This window comes from Actinomyces sp. HMSC08A09 (assembly GCF_001807465.1).
Taxonomy (GTDB): domain Bacteria; phylum Actinomycetota; class Actinomycetes; order Actinomycetales; family Actinomycetaceae; genus Actinomyces; species Actinomyces oris.
Window position 1 is genome coordinate 81,538 of sequence record NZ_KV789089.1, and the last position, 18,550, is coordinate 100,087.

Here is an 18,550-nt window from a genome sequence, read left to right on the forward strand (position 1 = left end):
GCTCACGGCCACGCTCGACGCCGGCACGGGGGCGCGAGACGGCACCGGACAGTCCAGTGCTCAGCCCCGTGGGCGTTTGCCGAGGTGGGCCCCGCCACCCTTGTCCCGGTTTCGTCGTCTTGATTGAAGATCGTGCGTATTCTGTGCCCGTGAGTCCGGACCATCAGCATGCCAACGGCGAGATCGACATCGCCTCTCTTCATGCTCAGGACTCCACGGGACTGCTGGATCGCATCGACCGCGCGGTCGTCTGGGACATTCCTCTGACGACGCCGTTTCGCGGCATCACCCGCCGCGACGGCGTCCTGCTCCACGGCCCCGGGGGCTGGGGCGAGGTCGCGCCCTTCTGGGACTACGGGTTGGAGGCCAGCGCTCCCTGGCTCGCCTCCGGACTGTGCCAGGCCCTGGGAAACTCCCTCCTTCCCCGCTACCGCGAGACCATCCCCGTCAACGTGACCGTCCCTGAGGTCGGTGCTCAGGACGCCTCCGATCTGGTGCGGGCCTCCGGAGCCAGGACTGCCAAGGTCAAAGTCAGCGGCAGCAGCGACAAGCGCTCGGCGGACCTGGAGCGCCTCGAGGCGGTCCGCTCGGCCCTGGGGCGTTCCGGCAAGGTGCGTATCGACGTCAACGGCGCCTGGGACCTGGACACCGCCCGCGAGAACCTGCCCCTCATGGACCGGGCTGCCGGAGGGCTGGAGTACGCCGAACAGCCCTGCGCCACCGTCTACGACCTGGCCGACCTACGCCGCGCCGTCGACGTGCCCATCGCCGCTGACGAGTCGATCCGGCTGTCTGCCAACCCCCTGGAGATCGTCCACCGGCGCGCTGCCGACGTCGCCATCCTCAAGGTGGCCCCGCTGGGCGGGGTGCACCGGGCCCTGGACATGGCAGAGCGCCTTGGACTGCCCGCTGTCGTCTCCTCCGCCCTGGACACCTCCGTGGGCATCATGGCCGGCGCGACGCTCGCCTTCAGCCTGCCCTCCCTCAGTCACGCCTGCGGCCTGGGGACCACGCGCCTGCTGACTCAGGACGTCGCCGAGCCCAGCGTTCGCCCCAGCAACGGGACCCTGCGTCTGGACGCCGCCGCCCCCGTCTCCGAACGCCTTCTGAACGAGGTCAAGGCGGGGCCCTACCTCACCAAGCACTGGCAGACGCGTCTGCTGCACCTGGCCGGCGCCCTGCACGCCCGCCGCCAGCGCGAGGCCCGTGACCCCAGCCGGGCCGTGGCCGGGCTGCCGCTGTAGACCCGCCCCAGCCGTGCGCAGGGCTCACCGTACTGTGACCAATCGCAGCGCAGCGCAGGCGGGGCGCTCTCGTATCCTCGCCCCTGTGACCGACTCCCCGGAGCGCCCGCAGCTCCCGCCCGCCATGGCCGACGCGCGCAGCCTCGTGGCGGCCCTCCTGGCCGAGGGCGTGCGCGAGGTCGTCCTGTGCCCGGGGTCGCGCAGCGCCCCGCTGGCGGAGGCCCTGGCCGACGCCGCCGATGCCGGGCACCTACGGCTGCGCGTCGTGCTGGATGAGCGCAGTGCCGGCTTCATCGCCCTGGGGGCCGCCCGCGCCCACGCCCTGAACGGGCACAGCCGCTGCGCCGCCGTCGTGACCACCTCGGGCACGGCCGTCTCCAACCTTCACCCGGCCGTCAGTGAGGCCGACGCCGCCGGCATCCCCCTGCTCATCATCAGCGCTGACCGGCCCCACGAGCTGGTCGGCACCGGTGCCAGCCAGACCACCGAGCAGACGGGGCTCTTCGCACCGGCCCTGCGCCTGGGGGTGGATCTGCCCGCCGACCTGGCAGCTGACCTCGGGGGCCATGCGGCCGACGCCGGCATCGCCGGGCAGGTGCGCCGCGCCGTCGCCGCCGCCACCGGGACCCTCAGTCAGGATCCCGGGCCGGTCCAGATCAACGCCCGCTTCCGTCCGCCCCTGACGGTGGAGAACTCAGCGGAGAGCTCAGTGGGGGACACCGTGGAGGATGCGGTGCCGGCCGCTCCGGCACCGCCCTTCCCGCCCATGGTCCCGGCTGCCCGGGCAGCCGTGCTGGCCGGAACCCCGGAGGCCGGTGCCGGCCAGCCGGCCGGCTCTGGCTCCTTAGCGCAGGGGAGAGGGATCGTCGTCGCCGGTGACACCGCCCACCCGGGCGTTGGCACCCTGGCCAGGTCTCTGGCCGAGCACCTCAACTGGCCACTCCTGGCCGAACCCACCTCCCAGGCCCGCAGCGGCCCGCAGGCCCTGAGCCGTTACGCCGAGCTGCTGGGCACCCCTGCGGGTCGCGCGCTCGCCCAGCAGGCCGAGCACCTCCTCGTTCTGGGGCACCCCAGCCTCAGTCGCTCCATCACCGCGCTCCTGGGGCGCGAGGATCTCGACATCACCGTCCTGACCGAGCGCGCCCGGTGGACCGACGTCTCCGGGCGGGCTCGACGGGTCGTCCCCATGGACGGTCCCGATCATGAGCCTGCCGACGCCGCCGCCCTCCGTTCGGCCCGTCTAGTCGCCTCCCTCGGCCTGGAGAGCGCCGACACGGCCTGGACCGACTCCTGGTGCCAGGCCGTGGCGGATCTTCCCGAACCGGACCACTCCAGCAGCGCCGACGCCCTGGCCCGGGCCGTGTGGGAGGCCAGTCAGGCCCCCGGTGCCCCCACCCTTCTGCTGGGCTCGTCCATGACGGTGCGGCGCCTGGACCGACTCGCCCAGCCCGGCGCCGCTGCCCCGAAGGCGGTCGCGAACCGCGGCCTGGCGGGCATCGACGGCACCATCGCCACCGGGATCGGACTGTGGATGGCCTCAGGGGAACCGGTTCGCGCCGTCATGGGAGACCTCGCCTTCCTCCACGACGCCATGTCCTTGAACCGGGGCGTGCGAGAGGAGGAGGCCGACCTGCAGGTGATCGTCGTCGACGACGGCGGGGGCGCGATCTTCTCCCACCTCGAGTACGCCCGCACCACGCCAGCGGGCCGGTTCGAACGGCTCTTCACCGCCCCTCAGCGGGCGGATATCGCTGCGCTGGCGGCAGCCCTGGGGGCCCGCGTCCAGGTCCCCCATGATGTCGAGGCCCTCCGCGGACTCCTGGCTGAACCGGTCGACGGCGTGAGCGTCGTCGTCTGGGAGACCACGAGGCACGGTCCTCACACCGTGACAACATGAACGACGATAGAGATGGACGGCAACCAGCGGGATAGGACCTGCGGCGGTGGCCCCGGCTCAGCCCGAACCCACCGCCGGGCTCTCAGCCCGCTGCGATACAACAGTTACACGATCCACAGCACAGCCCCAGGGAATCATCGGAAACGGCACAGAGCCCTGGTGTTGTCTACTCGTGGATCTGAGAGGGCGACACGCCCGAGGAGGAGCACAGATGAGCGGATACGACGAGACGAACCCGGAGGCATACCGGCCCACTGAGCCCGAGGCGGCGGCGGACGGCGCTCACTCCGGTGTCGACTCCTGGTCCGCCAGCAGCCAGGCCAGCCCGGCAACGGCGTCTTCCGTCAGCGAGGGCGCGAGCGTGACCGAGGACCACGGCGGCTACGCGGATCTCTCCCAGGCCTACACCGCCGACGCTTCCCAGCCCGAGCCGCCCACCTCTCAGCTGCCTGCCGAGCCGCCGACCTCGCAGCTTCCCGCGGAGCAGTCCGCGTCGCTCTACGCGCAGCCCGCCCAGGGGCAGTACCAGCCCCAGCAGCCGTCCTACCAGCCGCAGCAGCAGCCTCAGGGGCAGTACCCCGCCCCTCAGGTGCAGCAGGCGGCGCCGTCCAGTTACTCATCCGCCCAGCAGCCCTACCAGGGGCAGCAGACGCACCTCGGCTCGCCCTATATGAGCGTCCCGACGACGCCCGGTGGCTACGCGCCGGCCGGCGCCCCCACCGGGGAGTCCTTCTATGCGGCCTCGAAGGCCACAGGCGCTGACAGCGGAACCAAGAGGCGCCGGCGGGGGCCGGGCTGGTTCGCCCTGGTCGCTTCCGTGCTGGTCGCCTCCCTGCTGGGGGCCGGCGGTGCCGTAGGAGCGATCAAGGCTCTCGACGCCCGGGACGGCGACGCGTCACAGCGCTCCACGGCCGCCCCCACCGCCATCGCCACCGGGAGCACGACCAAGACCGTTAACAGTGCCGGCCAGGCCCCCGACTGGGAGGCCGTCTCGGCCGCCGTGTCCAACGCCGTCGTCTCCATCGCCGTCGCCACGGACAGGGGCGAGGCCCTGGGCTCCGGAGTCATCTTCGACAAGGAGGGGCACATCATCACGAACAACCACGTGGTGGCGGGGGCCTCCAAGATCCAGGTGACGCTGGCCGACGGCCGCGTCTACGACGCTGAGACCACCGGTACCGACCCCGCCACCGACCTGGCGGTCATCCAGCTCAAGGACGCCCCCGACAACCTCACGGTCGCCCAGCTCGGAGACTCCGACAAGCTGGCCACCGGTCAGGACGTCATGGCGATCGGTAACCCGCTGGGCCTGTCCTCGACCGTCACCACCGGAATCATCTCCGCCCTCGACCGGCCCGTCGTCAACTCCCAGAATGAGGACGGATCGGGCGGTTCGGCGGTCTACACCAACGCCATCCAGATCGACGCAGCCATCAACCCCGGCAATTCCGGAGGGCCCCTTTTCGATGAGAAGGGGCGGGTCATCGGGATCACCAGCTCCATCGCCACGATGAGCCGCTCCGGCGGCGGCGAGGGAGGCTCGGGAAGCATCGGCATCGGTTTCGCCATCCCCGTCAAGCTGGCCGACAAGGTCGCCAAGCAGCTCATCAAGTCCGGGACGGCCACGCACGCCTACCTGGGAGTCAGCCTTGACACCGCTGGTGCCACGGCCGACGGCGAGAAGCGCGCCGGCGCCAAGATCACCTCGGTCGAAGGTGGATCACCGGCCGACAAGGCCGGACTGAAGAAGGATGACGTCGTCATCGCCATCGATGGGAAGACCACCGCCCAGGGGTCGGCTCTCACCGGCTACGTGCGCCAGTACTCCGCCAACGACAAGGTCAAGCTCACGGTCATCCGCGACTCCAAGAAGCAGGACATCGACGTGACTCTGGCTGAGCGCAAGGACTCCTGACCGGGGCGGCTCCTGACTGCTCTACCGAGACCGACGGCTCCAGGTCCAGGAGCCGTCGGTCCGTTCTTCCTCGGTGGGTTCCAGGACGGCAAGGACGGTGCTGAGAGCCTCTGGGCCTGAGATCCTGGCGCGCAGCCGGCCGTCGGTGGAAAAAGTGTTCAGGAGGCGTTCGAACTGGCGCATGCTCAGGGGCAGGTAGCCGATGGGGTAGCGGGTCTCTAGATGATTCTTGAGAACGATGACGGCGTCGGCCTGGTGTACTCCGATGAGACGCGGGTGCTCCTTCCATGGAATCTCGTGGCTGTGTCCGTTGGTCTGAGTCAGCTCGATGCCGCTCTTGCTGACCGTAATACGACGTCTCACGGGGCGAAAGCCTTGAAGGGCCTGTAGGAGATAGGGGAGGCTCAGTGTTCCCAGTGCTGCTAAGGCTGCTGATCCGATCCAGTCACCCTGGCGGTGCAGCAACCAGGCGACTGCAGCGAGCGGTACTCCCAGAACACCCAGCAGTGGAACACCGACTTCAAATAAGAGCATGCCGGTTGGGGTCGTCATGACGACTTGATGGCTGTCGTGACTCCAGTATGTTCGGCCAGCTGAAAGAAAGTACTTGAGGCACCAGGCTGCAACCGCGTAGCTGACAATGAAGATAGCGAGGTAGATCATGGCCAGCGCTGTGGTGGTGCTTCCTGTGAGAAACATGGGGATGCTGAACATGGCTGCGGCCACGGCAATCGCTCCGAAGAACAGAGGTGCCCGATACCGGTTCTTGTCGATGCGTTCCGGCGTGATGATGGGCTGGGCTGCCTTGCCTGTCAGGAAACTCATTGCGGTCATCCTTGCGTTGGCGTATGTGCTGTCTAGCGGCTCCAGGTCCAGGAGCCGTCAGTCCGTTCTTGCTCGGTGGGTTCCAGGACGGCGAGGACGGTGCTGAGGGCCTCTGGTCCCGAGAGCTTGGCACGCAGGCGTGTACTTCTGGAGAAGGTGCTCAGGAGGCGCTCGAACTGGCGCATACTCAGGGGAAGGTAGCCGATGGGGTAGCGTAGGTCTTCGTGGTCCTTGATGGCGATGACCGCGTGTCCCTGATACACCCCGGTGAGGCGTGGGTGGGCCTGCCATGGAATGATATCCTTACGTCCATTGATTCGGGTGAGTTCGACTCCGTTGTTGCTGAGAGAGATTCTCAGCCGAGTGCCACACCCTGGGCGGAGAACTGGAAAAAAGTAACACAGGCCAATCACTCCCATCGTTGACAATCCGAATGGGATCATCCATGCACCACGAGGTCCGAGCGCCTGAACAATAATGCCCACGATGCTGGAGAATGCAAGTAGGGAAAGTGCACCTAGTTCTGCCCAAATCAATGCTGGCGGAGCAATTAACTCTATCCGCATACCATCGCTGATCCAATGCTGTTTCCCTTTGGAAATCTGGCGCCTTAGGATGAGTAGAGATGCTATGGTGCATGCCACGACAAACCCCATATAAAGAAGGCCTGTCAGTGCTGGAGTGTTGCCGGCCCGGTAAGGGAAAATGGCTATGAGAGCCACAAAAAGGCCAATCAGGGTCAGTATTGCTAGGACAATATTTCTTCCTTTGTCTGCTAGGGTTATCGGATCAATTTGAGAGTGACGCGTCATCATTCGTGCTTAACGTTCTGATGTCCTGACGGGGCAATTTTCGTAGGTCCAGTGATTGGCGCTCCTGTTTCTGTAGCGACTTCCTTTGATGTAGGCGAGGGTGAGTGCAGCGATAGGGCCGTACGTTCTGCCCCTGTCACCGCTTGTCGGGGACACGGCGTTGCTGGTGTGTTTTGAGAACAGTGTCATGTGACGTAGTCATAGCGACGGTATTCGGAATGAAGCTTCACAACTTCTGCTGGACTCTCATATAGAATACCAAGTCCAGGAGCCATCGGTCCGTTCTTCCTCGGTGGGTTCCAGGACGGCGAGGACGGTGCTGAGGGCCTCTGGTCCCGAGAGCTTGGCGCGGAGCCGAGGTGGTCGTGGATCTCCTGGTAGTTCTTGAAGGCGATGACCGTCTCACCCCGCGGGGTAGGATGGCCTGCGTCAATCGATGAAGGTGATTTCTATTAATAGGTCGTCAGAATCATCCTGCTGTCAACATACTCACCCAGGAACGCGTCCTCATAACCATCCGCCCCTTGCCGTCAATGAGTTGCTTCGCTTTGACGTTGTGCTGCTTGATCCACTTCAGTGTCAGAACGAGTCCGCATCATATGCACAAGATTCTAATGTACTCCGGAAGCCGAATGTCGTTATTGTAGATAACTCCACTAATAATACCTCCCAGGATGCAGTTCTGAACCTGTTCACTCGCAGACGACGGAGCCAGGTTGCCTTTTCCAGAAAGGTTGATGATAATCGTCAGGGCAAAAAAGCCAATGAGTAGCTTTAATGTCACCAGAACGAATCCGCTCATCATTTTCTCGTTTCTCGTTCAGTCATATTAAATGCATGCCACAGGGTGTGTTGTCAGTATTCTTGGTGGTCAGGTGCTGCTCGCCGATGCGTCGGGCAGAACTCAGCCCAGCACACCCAGCGCCCCCAGCATGGGGCGCATCTTGGCGGTCGTCTCCGCCAGCTCGTCGACCGGCTCGGAGTCCGGCATGATGCCGCCGCCCCCGAACACTCGCGCGGGCGACTGCGGTCCGGGCCCTGCTGCGGGTAGCTGGGCACTGCGCAGCGCAATGCACCACTCGCCCTCGCCGTGCCAGTCCACCCAGCCCACCGGTCCGGCGTAACGCCCCCGGTCCATGGACTCGGCCTCCTCAATGAGACGCGCAGCCGCTTGGGTCGGTGTCCCGCACACGGCCGCCGTCGGGTGCAGCGCGTCCACCAGCGCCAGCGCCCCGGTGTCCCCGGCGACGACCCCGGTGATGTCACTGGCCAGGTGCAGCACATTCGGCAGCGTCAGGACGAAGCGGGCCGGGGCCTCCACCACCGAGCACAGCGGCTCCAGCGCCGTGATCGCCGAGTCCCGAGCCAGCTCATGCTCCCGGTTGTTCTTCTCCGAGCCCTCCAGCCAGGACGCCAGGCGCGCGGTCTCCAGAGCGTCCTCACCGGCGTGCCGGCGGGCCGTACCGGCCAGCACCCTGCTCATGAGGCGTCGATCCCGCAGGCGCAGCAGCAGCTCAGGACTGGCGCCCACCATCTGGTCGACGGCGAAGACCCAGGTGGAGGGGTAGTCGCTGGCCAGGCGCCGCAGGACCGTACCGGTGGCCAGCGGCCCGCCCGGGTAGGCCAGCACGTCGCGGGCCAGGACCACCTTGCGGGCCTGCCCCGCACGCATCCGCTCCTGCGTGGCGCAGACCGCCCGGCACCACTGCTCCTCGCTGAGCGCCCCGGCCTCAACGGCGGTGGTGCCGCCGGAGTCCCCGGAGTCCCTGTCGGTGCCGGCCTGCTCCCGGTCGACCGCTGCACGAGCATCGGCCACCAGCGCCGTCAGGAGCGAGCCGGGATCCGGGTGCTCCGGCTCAGTCCCGTCGTCAGCCCCGGACACCACGGTCGTCAGCCAAGCACCGGCGTCATCCAGCCCAACGAGGACCTCGGGAACCACCAGAACCGAGGACTGCTCGGAGCTGGGGGAGAAGGTGATCGCGCCCAGCGCCACCGGCCCAGTCCCGGGGCGGACCAGCGCATCACGCCACCAGGCCGCGCCGATGACGGCCCGCCACGCGGCCCGCAGCGCCTCAATGCGATCCGCCCCGTGGGCCTCGATCACCAGGGTGCGGCCCAGGCCGATGAGTCCGCACCCCTCGTGAACCCAGGAGCTGACATCCTCGCGGCCCGCCAGCAGGTCGATGAGAGCCAGCCCCTCCAGTGCGCCCTCGGGCAGTTCATGGGTGCGGAAGGACAGCCGCGGCGGGTCGGCCAGGCAGTGCTCTGCCCTCACGACGTCGGCCTCGGGTCGCTGCTCAGGTCGGTTCTCACTGCTCGCCCTGGGCGGGCACGGGCCGCGTGGCCCGGTGAACCGCGACGATCCCGCCGGAGAGGTTCTTGTAGCCCACGCCCCGCCAACCGGCCTCCTGCATGAGGCCGGCCAGCTCCCGCTGGTCCGGCCAGGCCAGGATCGACTCGCCCAGGTAGTCGTAGGCCTCGGTGTTCGACGAGACCAGGCGGGCGGCGGCCGGCAGGGCGCTGCCCAGGTAGAAGCGGTACAAGTGGCGGAAGGCCGGCCAGGTCGGGGTGGAGAACTCCGCGATGACGATCCGCCCGCCCGGCACCGTCACCCGGCGCATCTCCGACAGTGCCCGCGCCGTGTCCTGCACGTTGCGCAGCCCGTAGGAGATGGTGATGACGTCGAAACTCTCGTCGGCGAAGGGCAGCGCCGTGGCGTCCCCGGCCACGAAGGCGATCTCGGGGTGTCGACGCTTGCCCTCGGCCACCATGCCGGTGGAGAAGTCGCAGGCCACGACCTCGGCGCCGTCGGCGGCGTACTCCACCGAGGAGGTGCCGGTCCCCGCGGCAAGGTCCAGGACTCGCGTCCCCGGCCTCGCGGCGACGGCCGTGCGCGTCACCCGGCGCCACATGTGCACCTGGAACAGGCTCATCACGTCATTGGACAGGTCGTAGCGGCGCGCAACGGCGTCGAACATCCCGGCGACCTCGCGCGGGTCCTTGGCGAGGCTGGCTCGAAGGGGGGATCGGCTCATGGGGGTCATCATCGCAAATCCCGGCCGCGGTCTCGCCGCCAAGGCATGCCGCAGACCGCTCCCAGCCGGCCTCCGACCGTGCCGGTGCCGCTCTAGGACGCAGGTCCCGTCCGACACTGTTGAAATTCGTCACTCACTCGCAGCGTAATTCTGGGGCGCCGTCATCTGTCGTTGAGGTGGGGACTTCTCTGAGGATTGCCGTCACGTCAACGAAAACCCTGGTTCGCTGCCTGTCGTTCCGCTTTCGTCATGGAGGCGTCGGCCGCCTGGGTACAGTCGGCACAGGCTCCGCCTCGTGCGGGGCCTGCATTACGGTGCCAACTGTGATGCCTATGACAACGCCCGCTGTACCAGAAGTGCCGAGGAGGGAAGCCCGAGTGACCCAGGCAGCCGCCCAGTCCAGCGCCTCCGCCTCTGCCGACGTCATCGTCGTCGGGGCCGGCCCGGCCGGATCCTCGGCGGCCTACCACATGGCCACTCTTGGCCTCGACGTCATCCTGCTGGAGAAGCAGGAGCTCGGCCGGGACAAGGTCTGTGGGGACGGCCTGACCCCCTCGGCCGTGCGCGAGCTGGTCTCCATGGGGATGGACACCACCGGCTGGCAGCGCAACCGAGGCCTACGCGTCATCGGCGGCGGGCACCTCCTCCACTTCCCCTGGCCGGAGCAGGCCTCCTTCCCCTCCTACGGGATGGCCCGCCCCCGCGCCCTGCTCGACCGCGACCTGGCCGAGCACGCCGCCGCGGCCGGCGCCCGCCTGCTCACCGGCGTCACCGTCACCGGCCCCGTCACCTCGCCCACCGGCCGCGTCACCGGCGTCGAGGCCCGCCCCACCAACCGGGTCGCCTACCCCGGCATCGAGGGGCCCACCACCTTCACCGCCCCGCTGGTCGTCGACGCCGGAGGCGTCTCGGCTCGCCTGGCCACCGCCGTCGGGCGCACCAAGAACGAGCGCCGCCCCATGGGCGTGGCCGTGCGCGCCTACTTCCGCTCCCCGCGCGCCAAGGACGCCTGGATGGAGTCCCGCCTCGAGCTGTGGGACGGCACTCCCGGCAAGTCCGACCTCCTGCCCGGCTACGGCTGGATCTGGTCCGTGGGGGAGGGGCTGGTCAACGTCGGACTCGGCTCGGTCTCCTCGCGCGCCCAGGCCACTGCCATCGACTACCGCGCCGTGTTCAACCGCTGGATGGACAACGTCCCGGCCTCCTGGGGCTTCATCAAGGAGAACCAGGTCGGCGGCCTGGTCAGCGCCGCCCTGCCGATGGCCTTCAACCGCAAGCCGCACTACGCCGATGGCCTCATGCTGCTGGGCGACGCAGGCGGCATGGTCTCGCCCTTCAACGGCGAGGGCATCGCCCAGGCCCTCATGTCCGGCCGCCTGGCCGCCCAGGCCGCCGCCCAGGCATCCGCCCGCACGACCACCTCCGGCCGTGAGCAGGTCCTGGCCCAGTACCCCAAGGCCCTCAGCTCCGAGATGGGCGGCTACTACACGCTCGGCCGTGTCTTCGTCGCCCTCATCGAGCACCCCGAGGTCATGCGCCTGTGCACCCGCTACGGGCTGCCGCGCAAGCGCCTCATGAAGCTCGTCACCAAGCTCCTGTCCGACGGGTGGGAGCGCCGCGGCGGCGACGGAATCGACCACTTCATCCAGCTCCTGACAAGGATGGTGCCGGAAGCATGAACCCCTACGCCTCCCTGCTCATCATGGCCGCGCTGGCCCTCCTGGTGGCCGTCGGCGGTCTGGCCATGAGCGCCATCATCAGCCCCGCCCGGCGCAACCGGGTCAAGGTCGCCAACTACGAGTGCGGCATCGACCCCACCCCCGCCAACACCGAGCACGGGCGCTTCCCCGTCTCCTTCTACCTGGTGGGCATGACCTTCATCATCTTCGATGTCGAGGTGGTCTTCCTCTACCCGTGGGCGACGGCCTTCGGGCGCCTGGGCTTCTTCGGGCTGGGGGCGGCCGTCCTGTTCATCGGCCTCATCACCGTGCCCTACATCCTCGAGTGGCGTCGCGGCGGACTGGACTGGGACTGACGCCGCTCTGACCGGCCAGGACCCAGCCTGACGATCCCAAGGAGAACACAGCAGTGAAGAGCATGAAGAAGCACAACGCCTACATGGCGTCCATCCCGTCCAAGCGGAATGACCCCTACGCCGCCGCTGCCGCCGAGGTGGACAGCCCGGGCTTCCTGCTGACCACCGTCGAGAAGCTCGCGGGCCTGGCCCAGGCCCGCTCCATGTGGCCCGTCACCATGGGCCTGGCCTGCTGCGCCATCGAGATGATGGCCGCCGGCACCCCCCGCTTCGACATGGCCCGCTTCGGTTGGGAGGTCTTCCGCGCCTCCCCGCGCCACGCCGACGTCATGATCGTCTCGGGCCGCGTCTCCCACAAGATGGCCCCCATCGTGCGCAACGTCTACGACTCCATGCCCGAGCCCAAGTGGGTCATCTCCATGGGCGCCTGCGCCTCCTCGGGAGGCATCTTCAACAACTACGCCGTCGTCCAGGGCTGCGACCACATCGTCCCGGTGGACATCTACCTGCCGGGCTGTCCGCCGCGCCCCGAGATGCTCCTCAACGCCATGCTCGAGCTCACCCGTCAGATCGAGAAGAAGCCGCTGTTCAAGCACCGTGAGGAGATCGCCCGCGCCGTCGAGGCCGCCGCGCTGTCGGCCACCCCCACCCATGAGATGAAGGGCCTGCTGGCATGAGTGAGAAGAACACCCCGGCACACGACTCAGGCTCCGAGGCCCTGACCGAGACTCCCGAGGCCCCCGCCGTCCCCGCGGTCGCCGGCACCCCCGTGCGCCCCGAGCTGCGCTTGGAGGTCATCACCGCCCCCACCGGCCAGTTCGGCGCCTCCGACGCAGGCGACACCACCGGCTACGGCGAGCACCGTAGCGTCGTCACCCTCGCCCCCGCCGCCGCGCGCCCCTACGGCGGCTGGTTCGACGACGTCGTCGACGCCCTCATCGAGGACCTCCAGGAGGCCGGCATCGACCCGGCCGCCGCCATCGAGAAGGTCGTCATCGAGCACGACGAGCTCACCCTGTTCATCGCCCGCGAGCACCTGCTCGACGTCGCCCGCCCCCTGCGCGACGACCAGGACCTGCGATTCGAGCTGTGCCTGGGCGTCAGCGGCGTCCACTACCCCGAGCTGGCCGGGCGCGAGCTGCACGCCTGCATCCAGCTCATGAGCCTGACCCACGGCGGACGCCAGCTGCGCCTGCAGGTCGCCTGCCCTGAGACCGACCCGCACGTGCCCTCCCTCGTCTCGCTCTACCCCGGCAACGACTGGCACGAGCGCGAGACCTGGGACCTCATGGGCATCGTCTTCGACGGCCACCCCCACCTGACCCGCACCGCCATGCCCGACGACTGGGTGGGCCACCCCCAGCGCAAGGACTACCCGCTGGGCGGCATCCCCGTCGAGTACAAGGGCGCCCAGACCCCGCCCGCCGACACCCGGAGGTCCTACCGCTGATGAGCACCGCACGCACCTTCCGCGCCTCCGGCCCCGCCACGGACGAGCTGTCCGCCGGCGCCGAGCAGTTCACCGTCAGCGGCGGGGACTGGGACGACGTCGTCGCCCAGATCGCCGAGCGCGACGAGGCCGACCGCCTGCGCAACGACCGGATTGTCCTCAACATGGGCCCGGTCCACCCCTCCACCCACGGCGTGCTGCGCCTGGTCCTGGAGGCCGACGGCGAGGTCGTCACCGAGGTCCGCGTCGGAACCGGCTACCTGCACACCGGTATCGAGAAGAACATGGAGTACCGCACCTGGGTGCAGGGCGAGACCTTCGTGACCCGCATGGACTACGTGGCCCCCTTCTTCCAGGAGGTCGCCTACGCCCTCGCCGTCGAGAAGCTCCTGGGCATCACCGACGACATCCCGGAGAAGGCCACCGTCACCCGTGTGCTGCTCATGGAGCTCAACCGCATCGCCTCCCACGTCGTGGCCGTGGGCACCGGGGGCAACGAGATGGGCGGCACCACGCTCATGACCATCGCCTTCCGCTGCCGCGAGAACATCCTCAAGGCCTTCGAGATGGTCTCCGGGCTGCGCATGAACCACGCCTACATCCGCCCCGGGGGCCTGGCCCAGGACATCCCCGAGGGCTTCACCGAGTTCGTGCGCTCGGTCATGCCGGACATCAAGAAGGACATCCACGAGCTCGAGCTGCTGCTCCTGGAGAACCCGATCCTCAAGTCCCGCTTCATCGGCGTGGGGGAGATCAGCCTGGCCGGAGGGCTCGCCCTGGGCCTGACCGGGCCCTGCCTGCGCGCGGCCGGCTACCCGCTGGACATCCGGCGCACCAACCCCTACTGCGGCTACGAGACCTACGACTTCCGGGTCCCCACCTACAAGGTCTCCGACTGCTACAACCGCCTGCGCATCCGCCTGGACGAGGCCTACGAGTCCCTCAAGATCGTCTCCCAGTGCCTGGACCGCCTCGAGGAGATCGCCGCCCGCGGCGACGACCCCTCCAACACCACGATGGTGGCCGACCCGACCATCGCCTGGCCCGCCCGCATGTCCATTGCCACCGACGGCCAGGGCCAGTCCCTGGAGCACGTGCGCGAGATCATGGGCAGCTCCATGGAGTCCCTCATCCACCACTTCAAGCTGGTGACTCAGGGCTTCCGGGTCCCGGCCGGACAGGTCTACCAGACCGTCGAGCACGCCAAGGGGATCCTGGGCGTCCACGCCGTCTCCGACGGCGGCACCCGCCCCTACCGGGTCCACTTCCGCGACCCCTCCTTCTCCAACCTGCAGTCGCTGGCCATGATGGGGGAGGGCGGCATGATCGCCGACCTCGTGCCCACCCTGGCCTCCATCGACCCCGTCCTGGGAGGCGTGGACCGCTGATGAGCACCACCGAGAACGCAGTCAACCCGGCCGTCGAGACCATCGCCACCGTCAGCGCGGTCGGCCCGGTGGGCACCGTCGCGCAAGCCGCCGTGGCCGCCGGCTACAGCTCAGAGGTCGCCCAGAGCCTGCAGGTCGACATCGAGCGGATCATCGCCCGTTACCCGGCGGGCAAGGAGCGCAGCGCCCTCATCCCGATGCTCCACCTCATCCAGTCCGTGGACGGCTACGTCTCCCCGGCCGGCATCGCCCTGTGCGCCGCCCGACTCGGCCTGGAGCGGGCCGAGGTCAGCGCCGTGGCCACCTTCTACAGCCAGTTCCGCCGTCACCCGGTGGGCACCTACCACGTGGGCGTGTGCACCAACGCCCTGTGCGCCGTCATGGGTGGGGACGAGATCTGGAAGGCGGTCACCGAGCACACCGGCCTGGGCGCCGAGGAGACCAGCGAGGACGGCACCATCAGCCTCGAGCGCGTCGAGTGCAACGCCGCCTGCGACTACGCCCCCGTCGTCATGGTCAACTGGGAGTTCTTCGACAACCAGACCCCCGACTCCGCCGTCGCCATGATTCAGGCCCTCGAGCGCGGCGAGGACGTCGCCCCCACCCGCGGTCCCGAGACCGTCCCCACCTTCCGCGAGAACGAGCGCCTGCTGGCCGGCTTCGAGGACGGCCGCACCGACGAGGGGCGCGGCCCCGGCGAGCCGACCCTGCGTGGCCTGCGCATCGCCCGCGAGCAGGGCTGGACCGCGCCGAAGGAGGAGACCAAGTGAGTGACACCGCCACCTACACCGCGCCGGGGACCCTCACCCCGGTCCTGAGCGACCTGTGGGACCAGGAGCGCTCCTGGACCCTGCAGACCTACCTCGACCACGGCGGCTACGAGGGCCTCAAGAAGGCCAAGACCCTCAGCTGCGAGGAGCTCATCGGCCTCATCAAGGACTCCGGCCTGCGCGGACGCGGCGGCGCCGGCTTCCCCACCGGCCTGAAGTGGTCCTTCCTGCCCCCGGTCGACGGCGGCCCGCGCTACCTCGTGGTCAACGCCGACGAGTCCGAGCCGGGCACCTGCAAGGACATCCCCACCATCATGTCCAACCCGCAGGCGCTCATCGAGGGCATCGCCATCACCTCGCGTGCCATCGGCGGCGACCACGCCTTCGTCTACCTGCGCGGCGAGGTCCCCCACGTCTACCGCCGCCTGCTCAGCGCCGTGCGCGAGGCCACCGAATCCGGCCTGCTGGACACCGGCTTCGGGCTCGACGGCCAGCAGCGGCTGCGCATCACCGCCCACGCCGGTGCCGGCGCCTACATCTGCGGTGAGGAGACCGCCCTGCTGGACTCCCTGGAGGGCCGCCGCGGCCACCCCCGCCTCAAGCCGCCCTTCCCCGCCGTCGCCGGCCTCTACGCCCGGCCCACGGTGGTCAACAACGTCGAGACCATCGCCTCGGTCCCGGCGATCCTGGCCCGCGGCGCCCAGTGGTACTCCACCATGGGCACCGAGAAGTCCAAGGGCCACGGCATCTTCTCCGTCTCCGGCCACGTGGCCCACCCCGGCCAGTACGAGGCCCCCTTCGGCATCACCATGCGCGAGCTCATCGAGCTCTCCGGCGGCATCCGCCCCGGCCACGAGCTGAAGTTCTGGGTGCCGGGAGGCTCCTCGACGCCGATCTTCGGCCCCGACGAGCTCGACGTCCCCCTGGACTACGAGTCCGTGGCCGAGGCCGGCTCCATGCTGGGCACGCGCGCCCTGCAGGTCTTCGACGAGACCGTCTCCGTGGTGCGTGTGGTCACCCGGTGGACCGAGTTCTACCAGCACGAGTCCTGCGGCAAGTGCACCCCCTGCCGTGAGGGCACCTACTGGATGCGGCAGATCATGCTGCGCCTGGAGGCCGGGCGCGGTCTGCCCGGCGACGTCGAGAAGCTCGAGTCCATCGCCTCCAACATCGCCGGACGCTCCTTCTGCGCCCTGGGTGACGCCTCCGCCACCCCGGTGCTGACCGGCATCAAGCGGTTCCGTGAGGAGTTCGAGGCCGGCTACACCGCCGCCGCCGGCGAGCTCTTCCCCTACGCCGCCTCCTCCGTCTTCGAAAGCGCACGGTGAGCCATGACTGCTGAGACGACCACCAAGAGCTCCGCACCCGCGGCGCCCCCGGCCCCCGAGATGGTCCACATGACCATCGACGGACTGCCCGTCGAGGTCGAGAAGGGGACCCTCCTCATCCGCGCCGCCGAGCAGGTCGGCGTGCGCATCCCGCGCTTCTGCGACCACCCGCTGCTCGCGCCGTCGGCCAACTGCCGCCAGTGCCTGGTGGAGGTGGCCATGCCGGGGCGCGACGGCGTCGTGCGGCCCATGCCCAAGCCCCAGCCCTCCTGTGCCATGACCGCCATGGAGGGCATGGAGATCTCCACCCAGGCCACCAGCGAGGTCGCCGCCAAGGCCCAGGCCGGCACCATGGAGTTCCTCCTCATCAACCACCCGCTGGACTGCCCGGTATGCGACAAGGGCGGCGAGTGCCCTCTGCAGAACCAGGCCCTGGAGCTCATGGCCTCCGGCGCCCAGTCCGCCACCCGCTTCACCGACGTCAAGCGCACCTTCCCCAAGCCGCTGCGCCTGACCAGCAACATCCTCCTGGACCGCGACCGGTGCATCCTGTGCCAGCGCTGCGTGCGCTTCGCCGACCAGATCCCCGGTGATCCCTTCATCGCCCTCCAGGGCCGCGGCGGCGGGCACCCCTCCTTCGACATGGACGGCGAGCCAGAGCACACCGGCGGCCTGTACTCCGAGCAGATCGGGCGCTTCGACGCCCGCGTCCTGGACTTCCACACCGAGGCGCCCCAGGAGGGGCTCGACGCCGACCTCCAGACGATCCGCGGCGTGCCCTCCCTGAGCGCCCTGGGAGACCTGACCGGCCCCGGCGGCGAGCCCGGCGCCTCCGACGGCACCGACTACGGCCCCGACCTCGGCACCGGCCGCGACGACCTGGACGCCTCCGGGCGCCCCTTCGCCTCCTACTTCTCGGGCAACATCATCCAGATCTGCCCCGTGGGCGCCCTGACCTCCGCGAAGTACCGCTTCCGGGCCCGCCCCATGGACCTGGTCTCCACCGACTCCGTCACCGAGCACGACGCCTCCGGCTCCGCCATCCGCGTCGACATGCGCCGCGGCGTCGTCCTGCGTCACCTCGCCGGCAACGACCCCGAGGTCAACGAGGAGTGGATCACCGACAAGGACCGCTTCGCCTTCACCTGGTCCTCCCAGCCCGACCGCCTCACCGTGCCGCTCGTGCGCGACGAGGAGACCGGCGAGCTCGTCACCACCTCCTGGTCCGACGCCCTGGACGTGGCCGCCCAGGGGCTGGCCCGCGCCGCCGCAGACGGGGGAGTGGGGCTCCTGCCCGGCGGCCGCCTCACCCTGGAGGACGCCTGGGCCTGGTCCCGCTTCGCCCGCACCGTCCTGGGCACCAACGACATCGACCAGCGCGTGCGCAGCCACAGCCAGGAGGAGGACTCCTTCCTGGCCGCTCGCGTGGCCGGCACCGGACTGGGCGCCGTCACCTACCGCCACCTGGAGCGGGCCGGACAGGTCCTGCTCCTGGGCCTGGAGCCCGAGGACGAGTGCGGCTCCCTGTTCCTGCGCCTGCGCAAGGGCGTGCGCGCCGGCGGCGTCAAGGTGGCCACCGTGACCACCTGCCTGAGCGCCGGCAGCCGCAAGCTCTCCGCCCAGGCCATCCTCACCCCGCCCGGTGAGGAGGCCCGCGTCGTCGCCCACCTCAGCCAGACCCACCCCGAGCTCGTCGAGGCCCTGCGGGCCGACGGCGCCACCATTCTCATCGGTGAGCGCGCCGCCCGCGTCCCCGGCCTGCTGAGCGTCGCCGACGCCCTGGCCACCGCGACCGGCGCCCACCTGGCCTGGGTGCCGCGTCGCAGCGGCGAGCGCGGCGGCATCGAGGCG

The 18,550-nt window shown here is 69.1% G+C and carries 16 protein-coding genes; 11 read left to right on the forward strand and 5 right to left on the reverse strand.

Translation table 11 applies throughout. From position 1 onward, the window contains the following. Window positions 1-143 precede the first annotated feature (143 nt). The 3 genes from HMPREF3165_RS02265 to HMPREF3165_RS02275 all read left to right on the forward strand — a co-directional run bounded on the left by HMPREF3165_RS02265 (window position 144) and on the right by HMPREF3165_RS02275 (window position 5,056). Entirely contained in the window at window positions 144-1,244 is a 1,101-nt protein-coding gene (locus tag HMPREF3165_RS02265; RefSeq protein WP_070510586.1) for an o-succinylbenzoate synthase, read from the forward strand. Between the two features lie 124 nt (window positions 1,245-1,368). Continuing rightward, complete coding sequence (gene menD / locus HMPREF3165_RS02270; protein ID WP_083303161.1) at window positions 1,369-3,141, forward strand: 2-succinyl-5-enolpyruvyl-6-hydroxy-3-cyclohexene-1-carboxylic-acid synthase; 1,773 nt, start codon at window positions 1,369-1,371, stop codon at window positions 3,139-3,141. A 211-nt stretch (window positions 3,142-3,352) separates the two neighbouring features. After that, on the forward strand, window positions 3,353-5,056 hold the full coding sequence (locus HMPREF3165_RS02275) for a S1C family serine protease (protein ID WP_070510592.1): 1,704 nt from the start codon (window positions 3,353-3,355) through the stop codon (window positions 5,054-5,056). Window positions 5,057-5,077: 21 nt separating this feature from the next. On the opposite strand, the gene HMPREF3165_RS13590 is transcribed toward HMPREF3165_RS02275, so the two are convergent. From HMPREF3165_RS13590 to HMPREF3165_RS02295, 5 genes are all read right to left on the reverse strand, one after another. Next, complete coding sequence (locus HMPREF3165_RS13590) at window positions 5,078-5,881, reverse strand: hypothetical protein (RefSeq protein ID WP_020991763.1); 804 nt, start codon at window positions 5,879-5,881, stop codon at window positions 5,078-5,080. Between the two features lie 32 nt (window positions 5,882-5,913). After that, window positions 5,914-6,144, reverse strand: coding sequence for a hypothetical protein (locus HMPREF3165_RS02285; protein WP_040321446.1), 231 nt, complete (start codon window positions 6,142-6,144; stop codon window positions 5,914-5,916). Between the two features lie 1,144 nt (window positions 6,145-7,288). Continuing rightward, window positions 7,289-7,498, reverse strand: coding sequence for a hypothetical protein (locus tag HMPREF3165_RS13995; protein ID WP_370991888.1), 210 nt, complete (start codon window positions 7,496-7,498; stop codon window positions 7,289-7,291). Between the two features lie 99 nt (window positions 7,499-7,597). Further along, on the reverse strand, window positions 7,598-8,968 hold the full coding sequence (locus HMPREF3165_RS02290; RefSeq protein WP_070510594.1) for an isochorismate synthase: 1,371 nt from the start codon (window positions 8,966-8,968) through the stop codon (window positions 7,598-7,600). 34 nt (window positions 8,969-9,002) lie between these two features. Next, window positions 9,003-9,728, reverse strand: coding sequence for a demethylmenaquinone methyltransferase (locus tag HMPREF3165_RS02295; protein ID WP_083303155.1), 726 nt, complete (start codon window positions 9,726-9,728; stop codon window positions 9,003-9,005). A 377-nt stretch (window positions 9,729-10,105) separates the two neighbouring features. Between HMPREF3165_RS02295 and HMPREF3165_RS02300 the strand changes: the two genes are divergently transcribed. The 8 genes from HMPREF3165_RS02300 to HMPREF3165_RS02335 form a co-directional block, all read left to right on the forward strand. After that, the gene (locus HMPREF3165_RS02300) at window positions 10,106-11,407 is read left to right on the forward strand and encodes a geranylgeranyl reductase family protein (protein WP_070510597.1); all 1,302 of its coding nucleotides are present in this window, start codon (window positions 10,106-10,108) and stop codon (window positions 11,405-11,407) included. Further along, window positions 11,404-11,763, forward strand: a complete 360-nt coding sequence (gene ndhC / locus HMPREF3165_RS02305) for an NADH-quinone oxidoreductase subunit A (protein WP_003787163.1) — start codon at window positions 11,404-11,406, stop codon at window positions 11,761-11,763. The genes HMPREF3165_RS02300 and ndhC overlap by 4 nt, the downstream gene beginning before the upstream one ends. A gap of 62 nt (window positions 11,764-11,825) precedes the next feature. Continuing rightward, window positions 11,826-12,440 carry an NADH-quinone oxidoreductase subunit B gene (locus HMPREF3165_RS02310; protein ID WP_175284728.1) on the forward strand — a complete coding sequence of 205 codons (615 nt, stop codon included), beginning with the start codon at window positions 11,826-11,828 and terminating at the stop codon, window positions 12,438-12,440. Next, window positions 12,437-13,213, forward strand: coding sequence for an NADH-quinone oxidoreductase subunit C (locus HMPREF3165_RS02315; RefSeq protein ID WP_070510599.1), 777 nt, complete (start codon window positions 12,437-12,439; stop codon window positions 13,211-13,213). The genes HMPREF3165_RS02310 and HMPREF3165_RS02315 overlap by 4 nt, the downstream gene beginning before the upstream one ends. Next, window positions 13,213-14,601, forward strand: a complete 1,389-nt coding sequence (locus HMPREF3165_RS02320; protein WP_070510601.1) for an NADH-quinone oxidoreductase subunit D — start codon at window positions 13,213-13,215, stop codon at window positions 14,599-14,601. Before HMPREF3165_RS02315 ends, HMPREF3165_RS02320 begins: the two co-directional genes overlap by 1 nt. After that, window positions 14,601-15,371, forward strand: a complete 771-nt coding sequence (nuoE, locus tag HMPREF3165_RS02325; protein WP_070510604.1) for an NADH-quinone oxidoreductase subunit NuoE — start codon at window positions 14,601-14,603, stop codon at window positions 15,369-15,371. Before HMPREF3165_RS02320 ends, nuoE begins: the two co-directional genes overlap by 1 nt. Then, window positions 15,368-16,699, forward strand: coding sequence for an NADH-quinone oxidoreductase subunit NuoF (nuoF, locus tag HMPREF3165_RS02330; protein WP_003787154.1), 1,332 nt, complete (start codon window positions 15,368-15,370; stop codon window positions 16,697-16,699). The genes nuoE and nuoF overlap by 4 nt, the downstream gene beginning before the upstream one ends. A 3-nt stretch (window positions 16,700-16,702) precedes the next feature. Then, window positions 16,703-18,550 (forward strand): NADH-quinone oxidoreductase subunit G (locus HMPREF3165_RS02335; RefSeq protein WP_070510606.1); only part of this gene is annotated, 1,848 nt, incomplete at its 3' end.

Excerpts from the sequence above, each read along its gene's own strand:
- ndhC (WP_003787163.1), top strand. The coding sequence starts at position 11,404 with ATGAACCCCTACGCCTCCCTGCTCATCATGGCCGCGCTGGCCCTCCTG.
- HMPREF3165_RS02320 (WP_070510601.1), top strand. The coding sequence starts at position 13,213 with ATGAGCACCGCACGCACCTTCCGCGCCTCCGGCCCCGCCACGGACGAG.
- HMPREF3165_RS02315 (WP_070510599.1), top strand. The coding sequence starts at position 12,437 with ATGAGTGAGAAGAACACCCCGGCACACGACTCAGGCTCCGAGGCCCTG.
- HMPREF3165_RS02275 (WP_070510592.1), top strand. The coding sequence starts at position 3,353 with ATGAGCGGATACGACGAGACGAACCCGGAGGCATACCGGCCCACTGAG.
- HMPREF3165_RS13995 (WP_370991888.1), bottom strand. The coding sequence starts at position 7,498 with ATGATGAGCGGATTCGTTCTGGTGACATTAAAGCTACTCATTGGCTTT.
- menD (WP_083303161.1), top strand. The coding sequence starts at position 1,369 with ATGGCCGACGCGCGCAGCCTCGTGGCGGCCCTCCTGGCCGAGGGCGTG.
- nuoE (WP_070510604.1), top strand. The coding sequence starts at position 14,601 with ATGAGCACCACCGAGAACGCAGTCAACCCGGCCGTCGAGACCATCGCC.
- HMPREF3165_RS13590 (WP_020991763.1), bottom strand. The coding sequence starts at position 5,881 with ATGAGTTTCCTGACAGGCAAGGCAGCCCAGCCCATCATCACGCCGGAA.
- HMPREF3165_RS02310 (WP_175284728.1), top strand. The coding sequence starts at position 11,826 with ATGAAGAAGCACAACGCCTACATGGCGTCCATCCCGTCCAAGCGGAAT.
- HMPREF3165_RS02295 (WP_083303155.1), bottom strand. The coding sequence starts at position 9,728 with ATGAGCCGATCCCCCCTTCGAGCCAGCCTCGCCAAGGACCCGCGCGAG.